At 26.3% G+C, this 17,098-nt stretch carries 12 protein-coding genes; 2 read left to right on the top strand and 10 right to left on the bottom strand.

What is annotated here, in order from left to right; all coding sequences use genetic code 11:
- Positions 1-85 precede the first annotated feature (85 nt).
- The gene (locus I4U58_RS02630) at positions 86-2,299 is read right to left on the bottom strand and encodes an ATP-binding protein (protein ID WP_195929492.1); all 2,214 of its coding nucleotides are present in this window, start codon (positions 2,297-2,299) and stop codon (positions 86-88) included.
- A 96-nt stretch (positions 2,300-2,395) separates the two neighbouring features.
- The gene (gene queG / locus I4U58_RS02625) at positions 2,396-3,307 is read right to left on the bottom strand and encodes a tRNA epoxyqueuosine(34) reductase QueG (protein ID WP_195929491.1); all 912 of its coding nucleotides are present in this window, start codon (positions 3,305-3,307) and stop codon (positions 2,396-2,398) included.
- Between the two features lie 62 nt (positions 3,308-3,369).
- Between queG and I4U58_RS02620 the strand changes: the two genes are divergently transcribed.
- Positions 3,370-3,774, top strand: coding sequence for a RusA family crossover junction endodeoxyribonuclease (locus I4U58_RS02620; RefSeq protein WP_195929490.1), 405 nt, complete (start codon positions 3,370-3,372; stop codon positions 3,772-3,774).
- A 57-nt stretch (positions 3,775-3,831) separates the two neighbouring features.
- Here I4U58_RS02620 and I4U58_RS02615 read toward each other — a convergent pair whose 3' ends face one another.
- The 6 genes from I4U58_RS02615 to I4U58_RS02590 form a co-directional block, all read right to left on the bottom strand.
- The gene (locus I4U58_RS02615; protein WP_195929489.1) at positions 3,832-4,836 is read right to left on the bottom strand and encodes an aldo/keto reductase; all 1,005 of its coding nucleotides are present in this window, start codon (positions 4,834-4,836) and stop codon (positions 3,832-3,834) included.
- Between the two features lie 126 nt (positions 4,837-4,962).
- The gene (locus tag I4U58_RS02610) at positions 4,963-5,529 is read right to left on the bottom strand and encodes a helix-turn-helix domain-containing protein (protein WP_195929488.1); all 567 of its coding nucleotides are present in this window, start codon (positions 5,527-5,529) and stop codon (positions 4,963-4,965) included.
- A gap of 336 nt (positions 5,530-5,865) precedes the next feature.
- A complete protein-coding gene (locus tag I4U58_RS02605) occupies positions 5,866-7,524 on the bottom strand; it encodes a nucleoside kinase (protein ID WP_195929487.1) in 1,659 nt (552 codons plus the stop codon).
- A gap of 128 nt (positions 7,525-7,652) precedes the next feature.
- Positions 7,653-8,210, bottom strand: coding sequence for a signal peptidase I (gene lepB / locus I4U58_RS02600; RefSeq protein ID WP_195929486.1), 558 nt, complete (start codon positions 8,208-8,210; stop codon positions 7,653-7,655).
- Positions 8,211-8,340: 130 nt separating this feature from the next.
- Positions 8,341-9,639, bottom strand: a complete 1,299-nt coding sequence (locus tag I4U58_RS02595; protein ID WP_195929485.1) for an RsmF rRNA methyltransferase first C-terminal domain-containing protein — start codon at positions 9,637-9,639, stop codon at positions 8,341-8,343.
- A gap of 22 nt (positions 9,640-9,661) precedes the next feature.
- The gene (locus tag I4U58_RS02590; RefSeq protein WP_195929484.1) at positions 9,662-10,366 is read right to left on the bottom strand and encodes a PrsW family glutamic-type intramembrane protease; all 705 of its coding nucleotides are present in this window, start codon (positions 10,364-10,366) and stop codon (positions 9,662-9,664) included.
- A gap of 231 nt (positions 10,367-10,597) precedes the next feature.
- Here I4U58_RS02590 and sleC point away from each other — a divergent pair, with 231 nt between their 5' ends.
- Complete coding sequence (gene sleC / locus I4U58_RS02585; RefSeq protein ID WP_195929483.1) at positions 10,598-11,872, top strand: spore cortex-lytic germination protein SleC; 1,275 nt, start codon at positions 10,598-10,600, stop codon at positions 11,870-11,872.
- Positions 11,873-11,928: 56 nt separating this feature from the next.
- On the opposite strand, the gene I4U58_RS02580 is transcribed toward sleC, so the two are convergent.
- On the bottom strand, positions 11,929-12,702 hold the full coding sequence (locus I4U58_RS02580; protein WP_195929482.1) for a DUF3298 and DUF4163 domain-containing protein: 774 nt from the start codon (positions 12,700-12,702) through the stop codon (positions 11,929-11,931).
- A 49-nt stretch (positions 12,703-12,751) separates the two neighbouring features.
- Positions 12,752-16,978 carry a DUF445 family protein gene (locus I4U58_RS02575; protein ID WP_195929481.1) on the bottom strand — a complete coding sequence of 1,409 codons (4,227 nt, stop codon included), beginning with the start codon at positions 16,976-16,978 and terminating at the stop codon, positions 12,752-12,754.
- Positions 16,979-17,098 lie beyond the last annotated feature (120 nt).

Here is a 17,098-nt window from a genome sequence, read left to right as displayed (position 1 = left end):
TGTTTTGTACTTTTTTATTATTTTGTTTTAATTCGTCCGAGTCACTATTGCTTGATTTGTTAGCATTTTCATTTATTAAGTAAGATTATTTTGTTTTATATTCACTATATTTTCTCAATTTTTCTATAGATAATTCTTTTATTAGTTTAAATTTTTCATCTGTTAAAATTTCCATTGCCTCTTCGATTCTATTTACTTTATAAATATGGAATTTTTTATTTTTTATAGCCTCTTCCACTTCACTACAAAGCACTAAATTGTCTTCGTTTTTTGCTGGAATTATTACACCTTGATCACCTGTTAGTCCTTTATGTTTGCAGCAGTAATAAAATCCTTCTACTTTTTTAGGAATTCCACCCACTACTTGAATTTGACCTTTTTGATTTATAGAGCCTGTAACAGCAATATTTTGTTTAATTCCTATATTACTTAATGATGATAATAAAGCATATAATTCCGCAGATGAGGCACTATCTCCATCTACACCGCCATAATTTTGTTCAAAACAAATATATGCATTTAGCGATAATGGAAACTCTTGTGCAAAATTTTCTGCTAAATATCCTTCTAGTATTAATACCCCTTTATTATGGATAGAACCACTCATTTTGGCTTCTCTTTCTATATTTACAATGCCCTTACTTCCACAGGCTGTCGAAACAGTTATTCGTGAAGGTTTGCCAAATGTGTGTTCACCAGTACTCAAAACAGATAATCCATTAATTACGCCTACTTGTTTCCCTTTTATGTCGATTAATGTATTTTCTCTTTTATATGATTCATCTATTTTTTCTTCAATTTTATCAATTCTATATTTTTTTGATTGTATAGCCTTTTCTATATGTCTCTTTTCTATATATTTTGAATTATCCATTTGTGCATATAGATTTCCTTCATTTATCATTTCCATTATTTTATTAAAATTAGTAGATAATTTCTTTTTATCCTCTACCATTCTCATACTTTGATTAATTACTTGTGTAACAGCGTCATAAGATAAGTGTTTATAGTTATTTTTTTTACATTGATATGATATAAAACCACTTATTGCATCTTCATTTTCTTCTGTTTTATTCATCTCATCATCAAAATCCACAAATACTTTAAAGTATTTCATAAATTCTGGGTCGTAATTATATATAAGATTATATAAATATCTACTTCCTATAAGTATTATTTTTAAGTCAGTTGGAATAGGCATTGGATTTATAAAACCTTGCCCTTCTATGTCTATTTGTCCAGTTTTTAATGTCTTTTTGAGCAATTCCCATGTATTTGCATATCTTAAAAGTTGATCTACATATAAAACTAAGTATCCTCCATTAGCTTTATGAAATGCACCTGGAATTATCTTTGTAAAGTCTGTTTTTAGATTTCCATTTTGATATTCATATTCTACTTTTCCAAATAAATTACTTGGTCTTGGGTCATTTTCAACAACAACTTTCTTAAACTCTGAATTATCTACAAATAAGTTTACTTCGTATTTTAATGTATAGTTTTTATCATATTTATCTTTTAAATCATCTTCATCTAAATAGAAAAGATATATATATTCTAATATATTTTCTTCTAATTCATCTAAATAATCTAATACTTTTTTATTATCACTATATTTTTCTCTGGCAGCTTCTATATATGGTACTACTACTAATTTGCCGATTTGGTTCTCTGTTTCAATAACGACTTGTTTTACTCTTTCTTCTAATTCTTTTAATTTATATAAGACTTGTATAGCCATTTCTTCAAGCTCTTTTTTAGTCTGACAAAATTCTTCTGCTGATATTTCTTCTTCATAATTATCATCTATAGGCATAAATATAAAGCCTGAAGAGCTACTCTTAAGCTTAAATCCTTTTTCTCTACCATAATTTCTTACACTTTTTAATAGTTTTTCTTTTTCAAACTCATACGTCTGTAATAATTTATTTTTTGTAAGTTCATACTCCTCATTTTCAAATGCTTCGTTAATTTCTTCTGTTAAGCTTTCAATTAAATCCTCCATGTATTCTTTAAATTCCATACCTTTCCCTGCTGGAAAGTCAATAGCAACTGGACATCTTCCGTCTTTAAAATTATATACATAACACCAGTCCTTTATTTTGCTCTCATCAATTTGCTGGGATTGAATTTCATTTATAACATAAGTAATTCTTCCACTTCCACAATATCCTGAAACATATATATTATAAGCTGGATTATTCATTTGTAGCCCTAATTGCATTGCGCTTACAGCTCTTTCTTGACCAATAATACCATCATAAGGTTCAACTTCAGAAGTATTTTTAAATTTTTTCATAGCCCTCTCCCCTCAATACAACATTTTTTCATCTTATCTAATTATATGTTTGAGGGATATTATTAATTATGAATATTTACTTTATTTATCAAAATTTTAAAGATTTATTTTGTTTTCTTCATAAATTATATCTAAATTTCGCTTAATAAGTTTTCTTCCTCTCCAACTAAATGCCTTATTATTATATCTTCGTTTAAATTCTTTATTAGATATTTCATTAATTTCATCTATATCTATTTTTGTCATTAAATTCTCTTTAAATTGAGGGAAGTTTGTAACTTCTATATTTTTATTGTGTGGACATATATCCTGACATATATCACATCCAAAAACTTTTTTATTTTTTCTTAATGCATCTTCTTCTTGTTCAGATAACTCTTCTTTTTTTTGGGTAATGTATGAAAGGCATTTTCTTGGATCTATTTCAAAATTTCCTAAAAGAGCATTTCCTGGACAGGCTTTAACGCACTTATTGCATTTTAAACAAGTTTTATCTAGCGGTATATCTTTTTCAAAATCATAATTGTTCACTATGTATGCAATAAATACATAAGAGCCATACTTATCTGTTATTATGTTGTTATTTATTCCAAAATACCCTATTCCACTTAAATATGCTAAATATCTATCAACCAAAGGACCATTATCTGCAAATATTTCATATTTAAATTCAGGGATTTCATTTTCAATTTGTAGACATACCTCATTTAATATTTGTTTTGTTACAATATGATAATCTTCACCATAGCAATATTTAGATAGATTTGTATCTTCATATTCTCCTGCATAATATGGAAATGCACATACTATTATTGATTTTGCATCTTCCATTATTAACTTTGGATTTGTTCTTTTTTCTATATCTTCCTCTTCCATCCCAGTTAAATATTGCTTTTCGTTTCTATCTATCAAAATTTTTTTCAATTCAGTATATGGGCCAACTGGTGCAATTCCTACAGTATCTATTCCCAAGTTGTTACAAATTTCTATTAATCTATTTTTATCCATAAAATTTCCTTTCGTAAATTGCATTTTAGTTTTATAATAACTAAAGGTAAGGGAGTGATAATTTGATAAAACTAACAATCCCAGGTCGACCTATTAGTAAATCTAATTTTAAACTTACTAATATTCATGGTCAAGCCTGGATGCCAGCAAAAGGAAAACATTCTAAATATTTAGCGTATGAAAACATGATTGCGGGATATATAAACAAACAATATCAGGGTGAACAAATAGAAGAAGATTTAATAACTGTTTTAAAACTTTATTTCCCAAATAAAAGAATGGGTGATTTACACAATTATCCTAAGAGTATATGTGATGGAATTGAGAAAAGTGGAATAATAAAAAATGATAAACAACTTAAACCTGTTTTATTATTTAACTATATAGATAAAGAAGATCCTAGAGTTGAAATATTTCTTTATCCTGCCTCAAAATATGATGTTTCTTATACAATAACTGAAAAATAAACAATAAAAATAGATTGCAGTCTAACATATTGTTGATGCAATCTATTTTATTTATATTTATTTTTCTAAAGTATCAACTACTTTTTTTAACATATCTATTATTGGTAATTCGTATGGACATTTCTTTTGACAGGCACCACATTCAATACAATTACTCGCTCTTTCATTTTCAGCAAGTCCTCTATATCTATCTACTGCCCAATCTTTTAAATTATATCTATTATAATATCCTTCTAATAAAAAGTTTTGAGGTATATTTATACCTTTTGGACATGGAAGACAATACTCACATCTCCTACAGAAATTAGTTCCTAATTCTGATTTAATTTTAGCAATCTTTTTATTATCTTCTTCTGTTAACTCATAATTTTGTAATACATCAGTATTTTCTATAACTTGTTGTGGACTATCCATACCAGGTATTGCAACATCAATATATTCTCTTGATAATAAATATTTCATAGCTAATGTTCCATCATCTATCGCCCCACCTGCTAATGGTTTCATAACTATTGTTCCAACACCTTTTTCATATGCTCTTTTAAACACTTCATCAGCTTGATTTTCAACTATATTGTATGGGAATTGTATAGTTTCAAATTTATCACTTTCTACAGCTTTTTCAACAGTTTCTAAACCATGACTAGTTATTCCAATGTGTTTTATTTTTCCCTGTTCTTTTGCTTCTAACAAAGCTCTATATGCTTTATCTTCACCAAATAAAGTATCATATTCTGCTGGTTTTACATTATGCATCTGATATAAATCTATATAATCAGTTTGAAGATTTTTTAAACTGATTTCTATATCTCTCTTCATAGATTCATAATCTCTTGACATTGATTTAGTTGCTATGTAGAATTTTTCTCTTCTTCCTTTTAGTGCATTTCCTAAATACTCTTCACTAACCGTATATCCCCTTGCCGTATCGATAAAATTAACTCCACACTTTTCTAGTTCATCAATTACTTTGTTTGTATCTTCTTGGCTTATTCGTTGTATAGGAATTCCTCCAAATCCAACTCGTTTTATCTTCATCCCTGTCTTCCCAAAATATCTCATAAACAAATTTCCTTTCTAAAATACACCTTATTAATATATTTTTTAATAAAACCATAATTAAAATGCTAGTATAAACATTACTATGATTTTTAAATTAACTAAAAAAAGTACCAACATAGTTGATACTTATTCTGCAATTTCATTATCAAGATCTGTAGGTATTGCTACCATCATTAGATCATGTTTTTTAACTTCGTCATTTTCTTTTCTATTTGCTAAAATTTCTGAAACCTTATCATTAATCGTATTTTTTAATTCAATAATTTCAGAATCTGATAATTTTATATCTCTGTATTCTAAAACACTATCTAATTTTAATGCCCCTTGTTCAACAGCATTATAAAAATGCTCTATTGTATCTTCAAAATCAGAAATAGATACAGCCCCATCTTTACTTGCAGGATCTAGAGTATAATCAATTATTTTTCTACTCATAACAACATTATTAGCTGTTGGGTAGTAATATTTTTCAACTATACCAGATTTTATTTTTTCCTCAACCAATTCTAATATTCCTACATTGTATAATGTTTTAATATGATAGTTTATCTTAGCATGTGGTTCGTCTAACATCTCTGATAATTGCTTTGCCGATAATGGTTCTTTATCAAAAGCATTCAGTATGTCTATTCTTCTTGGGTGTGCAATAGCTTTAACACACTCTAGGTCTCGCAATACTAACAAATCCTTCATTTTTCTTACCCCCAAAAAAGTCACTTAACTTACTTAATATAAAAATAATTATATATTAAATATATATAATTGTCAAAAAAACCTAATACATATATTGGCAATGTATTCATGTATTCTTTTCATTTTTTACCAACAATTTAAGTTCAGATTCCAAATTATTTGAATAATCTAAACATTAGATATTACTATAGTACATGATTTGAATCTAAATTTCAACTCAAATACTTAGTGTATAAAAAATATTTTTTCTATATCAAATTTATTATAAAAAAATAAGAATCAAATTTTATTATAATTGATTCTTACTTTTTATTTGTTTTATATATTTTTATAAACTTAGTGTACGATTTTACTTCCACCAATAAATTCTCTAATTATTGCTGTTGGTGGTATATCAGATAAGTCATCTAATTCCACAAAGTATTGTAGCAATTTTAGAAGTCTCTTCGCTTCGATATATGCTTCACTTGTTTTATCAATTTGTTTTAATAATGGTTTTGCGTATGCTTTTAATAATGATAATTCATAAACACAAGCAGTATTAAACATTACATCAGCTTGCTCTTGATAAGGGAAGATATTTTTTTCTTCTCCTCGTCTTACAGATGGCCATCCCTTTATAGTCATCTCAGCAGTATGACCTCTAAATTGATTGTCCCTAACTATTCTTCTGATTAATCTTAAATCAGTAGTTGGTATTCTATTGTGGTCATCTAAATTTAATTGAGTCAATGCACTTAAATAAATTTTGAATTTTTCATTATCAGGTATTGACGCTGTTAACATTGGATTTAAACCATGTATACCTTCCAATATTATCGGCTGATTTTCATCTATTTGTAGAATTTCGCCTGGTTCACTCTTTCCTGTTATAAAGTTATATCTAGGAAGTTGAACTTCTTTTCCTTCTAATAAATCATTTAAGTCTTTATTGAATCTTTTTAAATCTATCGCACGTATAGATTCATAATCTAAATGTCCAAACTCATCTAATGGAGTTTTATCTCTATCTATAAAATAATTATCTAATGAGATAGATATAGGATTTAGGTTATTAACTTTTAGATGAATAGATAACCTTGTCGCAAAACTTGTTTTTCCTGATGAAGACGGTGCTGCAATCAAAATTATTCTTTTGTTTTCTTCGTTTATTATATCGGCAATCTGTCCAATCTTTTTCTCATGTAATGCTTCTACAATTCTTATTATCTCGCCATATTTTCCTGATTCTATTATTTTATTTAGAGTTAATACCTTGTCTACACCCATTAAATCTGACCAACGCTCTGCTTCTTTATAAATACTTGCAAGCTTTGGTTGTGGTATAAACTTTTTAGGGATGTGTTTATCATCTTCGCTAGCAGCCATTAATATTACTCCATTTTTATATTTGAATAAATCATAACTTTTTATATATCCAGTTGAAGGCATAAGATATCCATAAAAATGATCAATATAGTTATTACATTTATATATTTTTACAGTATCTCCATCTTTATACTTGATTAATTCGGCCTTTTCATTCAAACCAACAGATTCAAATATTTTTATTGCCTCTTCTTTGCTATATACAGTTTTATTTATTTCATAATCATTAGATATTATTTTATCCATTTTTTCTTTAATATTTGCTATGTCGTCTTTAGTAATAGCTCTATCAAGATGTATCTCACAATAAACTCCATTAGATAATGAATGTTCTATTACTACTCTACTATCTTTAAACAGACATTTACACGCCATAATAAAGACAAGATTCAACGTTCTAGTATATACTCTAAGTCCATCTGGATTTTTAGTATCTAAGAATTGTATATCACTATCTTCTTTAATATAAGTATTCAATTCCTTTAATTCATTATTTACTACAGCTAGCGATATATAACCTGAATAATCTTGTTCTACATCTTTCGCTATATCAGATAGTTTAATTCCTTGTTCATTATTTTTTACAGTGTATGTTTTTACATTTCCATTAATATTTAAATTAACCATAGTTGTACCCCTCTTCTAAGAAAATCTATTTAAATATTATAAATTAAAATATGTTTCCCCTTTTATTTATTTTATTATTGGTTATATATATTTGTACCTAATTAATCTTTAAAAATATATTAAATAAACTATTTAATTAGACTAATATCATTGAAGGGATATAGTCTAACTAAAACTTTTCCTTCTACATCATTTACATCAACTAGTCCAACTTGTTCGTATCTACTATCTAAACTAACTTCTCTGTTATCTCCTAATACAAAGAGTTTTCCTTCGGGAACTACTATATCTACATCTCCAGTAGTATCCATACCTTCGCTTAAATAAGTTTCATCAAGTAACTTATCGTTTAAATAAACTTTGCCGTCTTTAATTACAACTTTGTCTCCTGCAACACCAATTATTCTTTTTACTAAATCTTTGGTTGTGCCATCATTTTTTTCTAAGTCAGATTTAAAAACTATAACATCTCCATTTTTAGGTTCCCCTATTTTATATCCAATTTTATTTATTATAAGATAGTCATTTTCGTGAAGAGTTGGAAGCATTGAATCTCCACTAACTAGTGTTGGTTTTATGAATAAAGTTATTACAAATGCTAATACAATAGCTAGTCCAAAAACTTTTACCCATTCAATTATGCTGTTTTTTACACTTTGTGTTTGATTTACTTCTTTCTTTCCCATTATATTCTCTCCTCTCTGCACTAATTAGATTGAAATATATATTATATTCAATAAAAAGGGTTATTTTCCTTTATTTGACCATTTAGGTTTATAGTAATTACTTAGTGCAATAAACTGTTAATATAAATTTTTAATAATTTATTCTTAATCCTTTTGGGTAATGATTTTTTAGTACACCGTTAGATTCTTTTCCCCATCCAATAGGAATTTCTTCTACAGTTACAACTACCCATCCACGACTTTCCCCTGTATTTATTACATTTCCTCTTAGGTAATCAAATATAGTTTCATCATTTAAAGATATATTTTCTGTATGTTTTATTTGTTCTGTTTTTAAATAATGTGATAATGCATGTGATGGTTCAAATCTATTTTTCTTTAATACTCCTAGGTGTAAACCATATCTTAATACTTTAAGTTTATCTACATTTGGACATTCATCAGGTAATAAGTATAAGTTGTCCCCTCTTAACATAAATTTGTTGTCTACATTTATATTAAGATGTTTTTTCTCAAAGTTTCTGTATTCTTTTATCTCATTATTTAATTTTTTTATTTTCATTTCTTTGACTCTACAGTCTTCATCATCTAATTTTTGAATTTTAGCTACAAAGTGACCTTCACCTTTTACTTTATGAGGCCATAATCTTTCCATTTCTATTAATACTGCGCCCTCATGTTCTGCTATAAATTCTTCTATAACATCTTCATTTTCTTCTCTTGAGAATGTGCATGTTGAGTAAACAAGTGTTCCGCCTTTTTTAAGCATTTTATATCCATCTCTTATAATTTCTTTTTGGATAGATTGACACTCTAAAACTTTGCTATAAGTCCAGTCTTCTATTGCAACTGGATCTTTTCTAAACATTCCTTCTCCAGAACAAGGTGCATCTATTACTATTTTATCAAAATAACCTGTAAATACTTTTCTAAGGTGAGCTGAATCGGTATTTGTTATTATACAATTTCTAGCACCAAATCTCTCAAGATTTTCACCTAATGCCTTAATTCTTATAGGATTTATTTCGTTTGAGACTAAAAGTCCTGTATCGTCTAATTTAGATAATATATATGTTGATTTTCCTCCTGGTGCTGCACACATATCTAGTACTTTATCACCTTTTTGTATATCTAATTTAGGCACTACACTCATTGCAGATGGCTCTTGAAGATAATAAGCTCCTGCCTCATGAAGTGGATTTTTACCTGGTTTACACTCTGTTTCATCATAGTAAAACCCTTCATTTGTCCAGGGAATTTGATCTAGCTTAAATAAATTTAATTCCTCAAACTTATCCTTTGTCATTTTCATTGTGTTTAATCTAATACCTGTTGTCTTTTTTTCATTATAACTATTTATAAATTGTTCATACTCATCTTCTAGTATTACTTTTACATCTTCTAAAAATCTTTCTGGTAAACTAATCAAAATTTTTTCCTCTCTGTCATATTTATTTCTTTCCATGTTTTAGTCTATCAAAAAATCTCTTTTTTGAATATAACATATATTTATTAAATTTATTTAAATTAATTGTTGCTAAAATTATAATATATATTATAAAAACTATAATAATCCATTTATACTGTATCATCAATATAAAATCAAAAGTACCATGAAGTAATATAGGTATTAAAAAAGCTAGAATTAAGTTCTGTCTTTTTTTAGCTATATTTTTTTCAAATTTATATTTTGAAATATAATATCCCATGGTAATTGCAAACATAATATGAGCTGGTATTGATATTATAGCTCTAATAAATGCTACTTGAAATATCATTTTAGAATCATAATTAATATGAATTAAATTTTCGACAGTTGCAAATCCTAGTGATAAAAAAACAGAATACATTATTCCATCTAATTTTTCATCATATGAATCTTCTTTTTTTGAAAAAATATAAAGTACTAAACCTTTTAATATTTCTTCCGTACATCCAGCTATTACAAATGCAGTATATATCAAATTTGTATCATCCTCAAATATATTTCTATCTATCAAAAATTTTTCGATTATTATTGCAAAAAAGCTAAGAATTATACCTAGAATAAAATATTTTAAAAGTATAGAAATATTTTCCCTGTTATATTTATCTTTATAATAAACCCATAATATAAAGCTAATTATCGGTAGAAATGTAATTAAAAAAGCCAACATATAAAAATATATTTTCTCCTCTCTTTTATTCTGTTATTGCTCTTATAAAATATCTTTTCACAAAAGACTAGCTCTATTCATAAAATAAATAATAGAATTATCAATAATTTTTTACTTTTTCTCAACAGTTATTATTAAATTGCATATAGTTAATAATAATACAATTTTAGTATGTAACTTGGTAGGTACTAAAATTATATTATGTGTTATAAAAGAAAAGAAGGTGATTAAATGCAAGACGGTTTCTTAACAATAAGCGTTGTAGATTCAACGACTAATGCGCCGATACAAGATGTTACTATAAATATTTATGGACAAAATGCAGATGGTTCAACATCTTCTGCTATATATCAAAACTTAAAAACTAATGAGTCTGGTCAAATTGTAAATATTCCTTTATCTGCACCAGATGTTGATTATTCATTAGATCCAACTTCTACTACAAAGCCTTATGCTGACTATATAGTCGAAGCTATAAAAGATGGATATGAAACAATAATTATAGATGGTACACAACTTTTGCCTATAGTAACTGCTAGACAACCTATTCCGATGACACCAAAACAAAGAAGTAGACGATCTTATAGAAGACAAAATGAAATCACTTATGATATAGGACCACATACTTTATGGGGAGATTATCCACCAAAAATACCTGAAGACAGCTTAAAACCAATTCCTGCACCAACAGGATTTGTTGTATTAGATAATCCAGTTGTTCCAGAATTTATAGTTGTTCATGACGGATTGCCATCTGACTCTTCCGCTGAAAATTACTGGGTTCCATTTAAGACTTATATAAAAAATGTAGCCTCCTCCGAAATATATCCAACATGGCCTGAACAAACAATTTATGCAAATGTAATAGCAATTATATCATTTACTTTAAATAGAGTTTTTACAGAGTGGTATAGAAACCAAGGATACGACTTCACAATTACATCTACTACTAATTATGACCACAAGTATATTCATAACAGAAATATTTTTGATGAAATATCAGTTGTAGTAGATACAGTTTTTAATACATTTATAAAAAGACCTCCTACAGCAAGACAGCCACTTTTAGCACAATATTGTGATGGTCAAAAAACACAATGTCCTGACCAAATGACTCAATGGGGAAGTAAGAGTTTAGGTGATCAAGGATATAATTATGAGGAGATTCTTAAATATTTTTATGGAGATAATATATTGTTTGCAGAAGCACAAATTGTATCTGGAGTTCCAGTTTCTTTTCTTGGAGCAACATTAGAAATTGGTTCTAAAGGAACTCCTGTTAGAACTATCCAAAATCAATTAAACGCAATATCTAACTCTTACCCAGCTATCCCAAAGGTCGCTGAAGATGGAATATATGGTCCGTCTACTGCTGAAGCAGTTAGAACATTCCAAAAGATATTCGGATTACCACAAACTGGTGTAGTAGACTTTAAAACTTGGTATGAAATTTCTAGAGTTTATGTTGCAGTTACAAAAATTGCTTCATTACATCCTATAATCTAAAAATAAAAGTATCTTGGCACATTATATATAGCTAAGATACTTTTTTATATAAAATATTAAACTGTGGTAGCTTTAGAACTATAAAAAATTATTTCTTTGTATTTAGGAATTAGCAAGGTATTTATAAGCTCTTTTTTTATAATAAATTCTGGCACACCTGCTACATAAGGAGCTATTTCATATAAATCAAAAAATATAACAATTGAATCATCCTTTATATAAAATTTTTGATTATTTTTTATTTTATTGAAAGCATATAATTGTGTGCTATCTTCAGGAAGGCCTTGCTCTTTATTTAAAGTTTTTATCTGAGATTTTATTTTATCATTTATAACTTGCTCATAATTTGAATTTTGAGTAAAAATCTCATTTAATACAAATGTATTTCCAGATGTTAAATCTATATTGTATGGTACATATTCATAAATTCCATGTGCTCCACCGCTATATTTATAATATTTAATAAGTATACTCAATATATCGTCATTACTTTTTTTAACTTCATAATCAGAGCTTACAATAAATTTATTTTCTGCTTCGGGAAAATCATCAAAAAAAGATTGTGCTTCTTTGTATGAGTTATTATAAAAACTCATTATATCTGTTTCAAATTTTTTATTTAGATTATTTTCAATACTCTTATTTCCCATAGTTAACTGTGGTATTTTCAAGTCTGCCTTTATATATTTATTGTCTTTATTTATTAATTTTGATTGTATAGTTGTAGTTATAATATTTAATTCAAACGCCTCTTTTACCTCATCAAAATTACACATAGATATTATTAAAATTCCTATAATTAAAATTATGATTGCTGTTGATTTTTTCATAAAAAAACTCCTCCTCTATTTATTTATAGAGTGAGGAGTTTTTTTTATTTTATTCCTTAAATATATTATCGGTACTAATTTCAAATTCATCTACTTTTTTGCTATAGAACCAGTCCACTATTCCTAAAAGAATTGACAAGTACATATTTATACCAAATACTGCTCCCATTGAACCATATAAGTATAGTTTAATGAAGAAGTCACCAGCAAATGCTTTAAATAGCATATGAATTTCTCTTGGGTCCATAATTTCTACTTGTTCTGTAGTTATTTCTTTAAGTTTAAGTGCTTTCATAGCATCAACAGTAAATCCAATACCTGTAGTAAGTAATGCATCTACTATGCATTTTACAATGTAATCTTTTGTATCTTTATCAATAAATTTAAATTCACTTTCTATACAGTTAAGTACTATTTTATCTACTATATATTGATTATTTTCATTGAAATCTAAGTCATTAAATAGTTTATCTAAATATGATTCTATCTCTGAAAGTAAAATATTTTGTTCTAATAAATTATTTAATTTCATACCTACTATGTTATTTTCATAAGCTGTTTTAATAGATTTTAATATTAATTCTTTAGATTCAATATTTTTATTTAATTTTTCTAGTATAGATTTAATCGTAAATTCTAGAGTTTCATCTATATCTATTATATTCGATAGTTTTTCATCTAATATTTTTACTGTTATATTTTGATTAATATAATCATTTATAAATTTATTTATATTCTCTATGTTATTGTTATAATTATCATTTACTAAGCTTAAAGTTTGAGTAATTTCTCCCTCAAACACTTTGTATAGATTTTCTATATTTTCTATATTTGTGTCTTTAAATATATCTGATAATTTTATTTCTTTCGCTTTATCAATTGTAACTAAAGCTAAGTCATCAACATTGTTAAATATTATTTCATTTTGTTTTATGTCTTCAGCAAGTGTACTTGCTATTAATTTTGTATTTACATCTTCTGCTACAAAGCCAACATGTTGTATTGTAGTTGGGTATATAGCTGATTTTAGACATATAGAAGTTGTTTTTATTGTAGAATACATAGTATCGTTTATAAAGTCTTCTAATTTTGTCTCTATGATGTTTATAACAACAAGACTTACAAGTCTATCTCCATTCATAAAGTCATAAGCCATTTTTACGAAGAAATTAAGTTGTTTTCTCACCATATTAATAACCATATTAACGACTTGTTCTTTGTTTTCTTGGGCATAATTATTTACTTTTCCTAATAAAGCTGCTGTTATTGAGTATAAATTTTTATCTAAAGTTATTCTTATACTTCCACCAAAAAGCTCACCAATTGTTTTCTCTTCATGAAGTTCACTTTGTAATAATTCATCTATTGATTTTTCTAATAATGTTGGTAAATTTATAACTATATAATTATTTAAATCTTTATCAACCATTGATTCTAATTTAGATAATTTTTCACTTCCAATAACATCATAAAGTGTTTTTGATTTAAAATCATTATAAATTCCTTCATTATTTAAAATTAATGATTTTACTAACTCTTCTTTAAGTATTTTATCTACAGAAGTTTTTATACTATTGTCTATAGCTTCATTTACTCCATTATTTATAGATTGAACTACTGCTTCTGGCAATAAGTTATTTATTGTTTTTTGTCTATCAATTTTTTCTTGTGCAAATTTTATTACTGCATCATCTAATTTATCTAAATTTGATAAGAAGTTTTCTGATACACTAATAGCCTTTTTCTTAGTTAATACTTCATCTAAAGTTACATTTTCTGCTGTATTAGATAAAGCTTGGGCAATTTTTGTTTTGTTTTGTTTGCATTTATCTATAATAAATTGATATAAGAATTTGCTTATTTGATTTTTCTTTTCACTAGCTATATCTACTAACATTTTAAAATTGTTTTTAGATACAAAGTTAAAGATACTTTGTGAAAATTTATCTTTTTTGATATTAAATAAACTTTCTACCCTCTTACCTTTTAAAAGTTCATTATCTATAAAGTATGCCATACCATTTGCAAAGCCTTCTTTGTGCGCAGGTATATACCCTTGTGAAAATACTCTAAATAGAGGTATTTTTGCAACAAATTTATTTTTTTCATATGGGTGGAATATCATCCATAATGCGATTACATTTGTAAGTATTCCTACTAATCCCATAAGAACACACGCCATTATTGTAGTTTGATATCTGTTATAGAAACCTAGATTATTTATTGTTCCATTTATTCCAAATGCAAATATTAACCCTGCTACAGTTCCTAATAAAGCTCCAAAATAAGATAATGGTTTAAGCTGTTTACCCATAAAACTTTGTGCTATATTACAAATTTCATCTTCATCTAATTTTATTAAGTTGTTGTAGATTACTCTTTTTACGTTATTATCTATTACTTTTTCTACATTATTAACAAGACCTTTATGAAGTTTTTGACTTAATGATAAACTAAATCCTTCTTTATCTTTAATTAAGCCTAAAACATCTTTTACTTCTTTATTTTTTAATTGTTCTATAACTGTTTTTTCTAAATCATTAAATTTATTACATGCTAATAAAATTATCGATTCTTTATTTTCTATTATTATATTTTCAAAGTCTATATTATCTAAAGATGAAGATACTATTTTTTCTATATATAATTTGCATATTTTTTTGTTATTACCTAGATATTTTGCAATTAATTTAGGTAATTTTTCAGATAGTACTCTAACTTTTTCTTTTGAAATTAAATTTTCTATTTTATTAGATAGTACCTTATTAGTTTTTTCTTCTACTAAAATTGATACTATTTTTTCTATATTATCTTTTTTAGATTTAATAAAGTTATAAATTAAAGGTGTAATGCTTGATTTAAATATTTTGTCTAAATCTAGATTTACAAAATTTGATATTGTCTTATCTTTATAGTTAAATACTATCTTTTTAGTTAAGACATTTCCTTTATCATTAAATAAATTTAATAACTTTTCACAAATATCATCATCACTTAAATTTAATTTATCTTCTAATAGTTCAACTATATGTCCGATACTTGTTTCATCAAAGAATTTTGATATAGCTAAGTATATTTTTTGGCTATCTTCAGGTGATAAGTCATAATTATCAACCATATTTGCAGCTCTATCAACAATTTTCAATGTTTGAGAGATTGTCGATAACATACTTCCAAATTTGTCTACTATACCTCTGAATGATGGATCTTCTGCATCATTCACAGTTTCATTAACTGATGTATTTATTATAAAGTCTATCTTTTCTTTATTTTCATATAACCAGTTTGATATATGTGGAGCGATATCTGGAATAATAAATCTAATATAACTTACTATTGAATTTGCTAATTCTTCTGGAAGTATTTCAAATAAAGTTACATCCATATCTTTAGCTATAGCCAATAATTCAGATACAATTTGTTTTACTTTATCTCTATTTGTATCTTCGTTTATTAATTCTTTTATATTTTCAAATAGTAGATTGCTTATATTGTTTAAGCCTTCTTCTCCAGCTATATCTTCTAAAGTTTTTTGATTTAAATTCTCTTCTAATTTAGATATTACAGATTTTAAGTCTAATAGAGCATATATTTTTTCTATTAATTCTAAACATTTTTCTTTATCATCAATTGTATTTTCAATAGACTGATTTATAATTGTTGTTATTCCTTGAATTAACTTTATTTTAGCTCCTTCACTTAAAAAATCTGCTAAAACTTCATTTTTATTTTCATCATATACACATGATAAAAATTCTTCTAATTTTTCATCTGTGTCTAGTACTTCTATGATTAATTTTACTATTTTTTCACTTATATTATCTAACTGATCTTTTTGAATTAATTTCTTTATGTCTATTTTATTAGACATATTATCTATTAATTTTGGTAATTCTTCTTGTAAATTTTGTTCAATAAATGTTACACATTGTTGTGAACTAGAACTTATTTTAGGAATGTCTTTTAACTTTACACCATCAAAGACATCATTTAATGAATTAGTAACAAAATCAATACATGCTGCATCGATAACATTTGAAAAGTCTTTGCTTTCAATAGACCCAATCAAAGTTTCTGAGTTTACGATATCTCTTTCTACTAATTCACTTACTTCTTCTATAAATTTCACTTTATTTTTTTTAACTGCTCCTCCAATTTTTAAAGGAGTATACTCTTTAAAAATCATGTTAACCGCATATTTATTAGTTATATATCCTGCAACAGCCCCAGAAAAGCCCTGCATCAATATAAAAACAATATCCTGTACATTTGCCATTTTTATCACCTATTCACTATTATTTATAATTAAATTGCATAAATTTCCTTAAACAAGTATATAATAAAATTTCCTATTAAACAAGAAAGTTACAGTTAAATTATTTGGTTTTAAACTATA

Source organism: Clostridium sp. 1001270J_160509_D11 (assembly GCF_015667935.1).
Lineage (GTDB): Bacteria > Bacillota > Clostridia > Peptostreptococcales > Peptostreptococcaceae > Intestinibacter.
This window is presented reverse-complemented; position numbering and strand designations above follow the sequence as displayed.